Origin of the sequence: Psychrobacter sp. ANT_H59, assembly GCF_008369225.1 — a bacterium.
GTDB lineage: Bacteria > Pseudomonadota > Gammaproteobacteria > Pseudomonadales > Moraxellaceae > Psychrobacter > Psychrobacter cryohalolentis.
In genome coordinates this window covers 1-5,675 of the sequence record NZ_VOBE01000012.1, presented here as the reverse complement: position 1 = coordinate 5,675, position 5,675 = coordinate 1, and the positions used below count along the sequence as shown (strand labels likewise).

General features: G+C 48.1%; 2 tRNA genes and 3 rRNA genes. All 5 read right to left on the bottom strand.

Annotation, left to right across the window (positions count from 1 at the left end):
- Nucleotides 1-9 precede the first annotated feature (9 nt).
- The 5 genes from rrf to FQ083_RS12570 all read right to left on the bottom strand — a co-directional run bounded on the left by rrf (nt 10) and on the right by FQ083_RS12570 (nt 5,314).
- A 5S ribosomal RNA gene (gene rrf / locus FQ083_RS12590) occupies nt 10-123 on the bottom strand.
- A gap of 182 nt (nt 124-305) precedes the next feature.
- Nucleotides 306-3,167: ribosomal RNA gene (locus FQ083_RS12585) — 23S ribosomal RNA — on the bottom strand.
- Nucleotides 3,168-3,531: 364 nt separating this feature from the next.
- A tRNA-Ala gene (locus tag FQ083_RS12580) sits at nt 3,532-3,607 on the bottom strand.
- 6 nt (nt 3,608-3,613) lie between these two features.
- Nucleotides 3,614-3,690, bottom strand: a tRNA-Ile gene (locus FQ083_RS12575).
- An 85-nt stretch (nt 3,691-3,775) separates the two neighbouring features.
- Nucleotides 3,776-5,314 (bottom strand): 16S ribosomal RNA (locus tag FQ083_RS12570).
- The 16S, 23S and 5S rRNA genes sit together here with 2 tRNA genes alongside, the layout of an rRNA operon.
- Nucleotides 5,315-5,675 lie beyond the last annotated feature (361 nt).

Genomic DNA, 5,675 nt, shown 5'->3' with positions numbered 1-5,675 from the left:
AGAATAGAGAGCTGACGATGACCTACTCTCACATGGGCGAACCACACTACCATTGGCGCGACGATGTTTCACTTCTGAGTTCGGGAAGGGATCAGGTGGTTCCATCGTGCTATTGTCGTCAGCAAAGGGGGTTAGATATGAGTCTGTTATTATTGTTTTGACGTCAAGATATTATCTATTGGTCGACCAACTTGTAACCTAACTGAATCAAGGTTAAAGGTGATATCGAAATTATATATATTCTAAAGCTTTCGCTTTACAAGATAGATTAATTAGAGCTTTCATACAAACCACTTGGGTGTTGTATGGTCAAGCCAAACGAGCAATTAGTACAGGTTAGCTACATGCATCGCTGCACTTCCACACCCTGCCTATCAACGTCGTAGTCTTCAACGGCTCTTTAGGGAAATCTAATCTTGAGGTGGGCTTCTCGCTTAGATGCTTTCAGCGATTATCCCATCCGAACGTAGCTACCGGGCAATGCCACTGGCGTGACAACCCGAACACCAGAGGTTCGTCCACTCTGGTCCTCTCGTACTAGGAGCAGATCCTCTCAAATTTCCAACGCCCACGGTAGATAGGGACCGAACTGTCTCACGACGTTCTAAACCCAGCTCGCGTACCTCTTTAAATGGCGAACAGCCATACCCTTAGGACCTGCTTCAGCCCTAGGATGAGATGAGCCGACATCGAGGTGCCAAACACCGCCGTCGATATGAACTCTTGGGCGGTATCAGCCTGTTATCCCCAGAGTACCTTTTATCCGTTGAGCGATGGCCCTTCCATACAGAACCACCGGATCACTAAGACCTACTTTCGTACCTGCTCGACTTGTGGGTCTCGCAGTTAAGCGCGCTTTTGCCTTTATACTCTACGACCGATTTCCGACCGGTCTGAGCGCACCTTCGTACTCCTCCGTTACTCTTTAGGAGGAGACCGCCCCAGTCAAACTACCCACCATACATTGTCCTCGGTATTGTTATACCTGAGTTAGAACCCCAACATGACCAGGGTGGTATTTCAAGATTGGCTCCACAAACACTAGCGTGTCTGCTTCAAAGCCTCCCACCTATCCTGCACAAGTCAGGTCAAAGTTCAATGTAAAGCTGTAGTAAAGGTTCACGGGGTCTTTCCGTCTAGCCGCGGGTACACAGCATCTTCACTGCGATTTCGATTTCACTGAGTCTCTGCTGGAGACAGCGCTGCCATCATTATGTCATTCGTGCAGGTCGGAACTTACCCGACAAGGAATTTCGCTACCTTAGGACCGTTATAGTTACGGCCGCCGTTTACTGGGGCTTCGATCAAGAGCTTCGCTTACGCTAACCCCATCAATTAACCTTCCAGCACCGGGCAGACATCACACCCTATACGTCCACTTTCGTGTTTGCAGAGTGCTGTGTTTTTAATAAACAGTTGCAGCAGCCTGGTATCTGCGACTGCCAACAGCTCAAGGAGCAAGTCCTATCACCATCGGCAGCGTACCTTCTCCCGAAGTTACGGTACCATTTTGCCTAGTTCCTTCAGCAGAGTTCTCTCAAGCGCCTTGGTATTCTCTACCTGATCACCTGTGTCGGTTTAGGGTACGATTCGTTTATAACTATTGCTTAGAAGCTTTTCCTGGAAGCATGGTATTTGCCACTTCGCTGTACAAGTACAGCTTGCTATCAGATCTCAGCATAATGACAGTCCGGATTTGCCTAAACTGTCTGCCTACATCCTTTCACCTGGACAACCAACGCCAGGCTGACATAACCTACTCCGTCCCTCCATCGCATTATAAACAAGTATCGGAATATTAACCGATTTCCCATCGACTACGCCTTTCGGCCTCGCCTTAGGGGTCGACTCACCCAGCCCCGATTAACGTTGGACTGGAACCCTTGATCTTCCGGCGTGCGAGCTTTTCACTCGCATTATCGTTACTCACGTCAGCATTCGCTCTTGTGATACCTCCAGCATGCCTTACGACACACCTTCACAGGCTTACACAACGCTCCCCTACCACTTGAAAACAAATTCAAATCCGCAGCTTCGGCTCCTAGTTTGAGCCCCGTTACATCTTCCGCGCGGGCCGACTCGACTAGTGAGCTATTACGCTTTCTTTAAAGGATGGCTGCTTCTAAGCCAACCTCCTAGCTGTCTATGCCTTCCCACCTCGTTTCCCACTTAACTAGGAATTTGGGGCCTTAGCTGGCGGTCTGGGTTGTTTCCCTCTCCACAATGGACGTTAGCACCCACTGTGTGTCTCCCGGATATCACTCATCGGTATTCGGAGTTTGCATCGGTTTGGTAAGTCGGTATGACCCCCTAGCCGAAACAGTGCTCTACCCCCAATGGTGTTCGTCCGAGGCGCTACCTAAATAGCTTTCGGGGAGAACCAGCTATCACCGAGTTTGATTAGCCTTTCACCCCTATCCACAAGTCATCCCCTAGCTTTTCAACGATAGTGGGTTCGGTCCTCCGGTGCCTGTTACGGCACTTTCAACCTGCTCATGGATAGATCACTCGGTTTCGGGTCTATGCCCTGCAACTAAACGCCCTATTAAGACTCGGTTTCCCTACGGCTCCCCTAAACGGTTAACCTTGCTACAGAACATAAGTCGCTGACCCATTATACAAAAGGTACGCGGTCACCCTAATAAATTAAGGCTCCCACTGCTTGTACGCACACGGTTTCAGGTTCTATTTCACTCCCCTCACAGGGGTTCTTTTCGCCTTTCCCTCACGGTACTGGTTCACTATCGGTCAGTCAGGAGTATTTAGCCTTGGAGGATGGTCCCCCCATCTTCAAACAGGATTTCTCGTGTCCCGCCCTACTTAATATGTTAACGCTAATGTTTCGAATACAGGACTATCACCTACTACGGTCAGCTTTCCCACGCTGTTCTTCTACATTAGCATTAATCGGCTTCTCCCCGTTCGCTCGCCGCTACTTGGGGAATCTCATTTGATGTCTTTTCCTAAGGGTACTGAGATGTTTCACTTCCCCTCGTTTGCCTCTTGTACAAGTACAAGATACCTACCTTATGGTAGGTGGGTTTCCCCATTCAGAAATCTCCGGATCACAGGATATTGCCGCCTCCCCGAAGCTTATCGCAGGCTGTCACGTCTTTCATCGCCTCTGACTGCCAAGGCATCCACCATGTGCGCTTCATTACTTGACCATACAACCCCAAGTAGTCTTTCTCTATAAATAGAGTTAGATTTCTAAGTGCTATATAAGTCTAATTATGATAACGATATCACCTAATTTTATACGCTTGATTCAGTTCTCTTTACTTTTTTAATAACTCACCACTGGGATAACAACTGATGTCGTTAAGTAGTGAGTTATTAAGGTTAGAAACAACGCGTGAACACGTGTTCCTAACCCAGACTCATATCTATGTTTTTAAATAGTCTCTGTGCTCTCGTCGAGTCACAGATTCTGTATAAAACAGAAAGAAGTAATCTTGTCTTTACTAAGACGAATCACTTGTTTCTATTTGATACCTATTTATTTATTAGCATCTAAAGAAGTTTATTATGTGGTGGAGCCAAACGGAGTCGAACCGTTGACCTCCTGCGTGCAAGGCAGGCGCTCTACCAACTGAGCTATGGCCCCTAATAATGGTAGGCCTGGGCAGACTTGAACTGCCGACCCCCGCGTTATCAACACGGTGCTCTAACCAGCTGAGCTACAGGCCTGTACGAGGCATATACCTCTAGCTAATAAACTAGCTTAAACTAAAGAACAACTTGTTGTGAATTCTTGCTGACCGAATGCCATCTATAAGGAGGTGATCCAGCCGCAGGTTCCCCTACGGCTACCTTGTTACGACTTCACCCCAGTCATCAACCACACCGTGGTGAACGCTCCCCCGAAGGTTAAGCTATCCACTTCTGGTGCAATCAACTCCCATGGTGTGACGGGCGGTGTGTACAAGGCCCGGGAACGTATTCACCGCGGCATTCTGATCCGCGATTACTAGCGATTCCTACTTCATGGAGTCGAGTTGCAGACTCCAATCTGGACTACGATAGGCTTTTTGAGATTCGCATCACATCGCTGTGTAGCTGCCCTCTGTACCTACCATTGTAGCACGTGTGTAGCCCTGGTCGTAAGGGCCATGATGACTTGACGTCGTCCCCGCCTTCCTCCAGTTTGTCACTGGCAGTATCCTTAGAGTTCCCGGCTTAACCCGCTGGTAACTAAGGACAAGGGTTGCGCTCGTTGCGGGACTTAACCCAACATCTCACGACACGAGCTGACGACAGCCATGCAGCACCTGTATTCTAATTCCCGAAGGCACTCCCGCATCTCTGCAGGATTCTAGATATGTCAAGACCAGGTAAGGTTCTTCGCGTTGCATCGAATTAAACCACATGCTCCACCGCTTGTGCGGGCCCCCGTCAATTCATTTGAGTTTTAACCTTGCGGCCGTACTCCCCAGGCGGTCTACTTATTGCGTTAGCTGCGTCACTAAGTCCTCAAGGGACCCAACGACTAGTAGACATCGTTTACGGCGTGGACTACCAGGGTATCTAATCCTGTTTGCTACCCACGCTTTCGAGCCTCAGTGTCAGTATTATGCCAGAAGGCTGCCTTCGCCATCGGTATTCCTCCAGATCTCTACGCATTTCACCGCTACACCTGGAATTCTACCTTCCTCTCACATACTCTAGCTCAACAGTATCAGATGCAGTTCCCAGGTTGAGCCCGGGGATTTCACATCTGACTTATCGAGCCACCTACGCTCCCTTTACGCCCAGTAATTCCGATTAACGCTTGCACCCTCTGTATTACCGCGGCTGCTGGCACAGAGTTAGCCGGTGCTTATTCTGCAGCTAATGTCATCGTCCGTGGGTATTAACCACGGAGTCTTCTTCACTGCTTAAAGTGCTTTACAACCAAAAGGCCTTCTTCACACACGCGGCATGGCTGGATCAGGGTTTCCCCCATTGTCCAATATTCCCCACTGCTGCCTCCCGTAGGAGTCCGGGCCGTGTCTCAGTCCCGGTGTGGCTGATCATCCTCTCAGACCAGCTACAGATCGTCGCCATGGTAGGCCTTTACCCCACCATCTAGCTAATCCGACTTAGGCTCATCTAATAGCGAGAGCAGTAAACTGCCCCCTTTCTCCCGTAGGTCGTATGCGGTATTAATACGAGTTTCCCCGTGCTATCCCCCACTACTAGGTAGATTCCTAAGTATTACTCACCCGTCCGCCGCTCGACGCCTGATAGCAAGCTATCATCGTTTCCGCTCGACTTGCATGTGTTAAGCCTGCCGCCAGCGTTCAATCTGAGCCATGATCAAACTCTTCAGTTTAATCTTGCTATGAAGTCCTTTAAAGAGACTTCTGAACTTGGCTCATCTAATCTGGCAAAATCGCTAAAAATTATGTTCGTAATGAATTAACTTTGAGTTTTTTTACTGTCTTAAATGATAATTTTTATAGTTAGAATGAACTCCGAAAAGGAGTTAAAACCAACTTTATTTTTTAGCATTCTGAATCAGCAAAAATCCACACAAGTTGTTCTTTAGTTATGCTTTTAAATAATGTCTCTACTGTCGTCCAGTAAGAGTATTCTTACTAAATATGCTAAACCAATCTGGCTTATCCTATTTAGCGAGCTGACCATCATATCATGTTTTAATAGTCTGTCAACTTCTTTTCTTAATTTGTTTC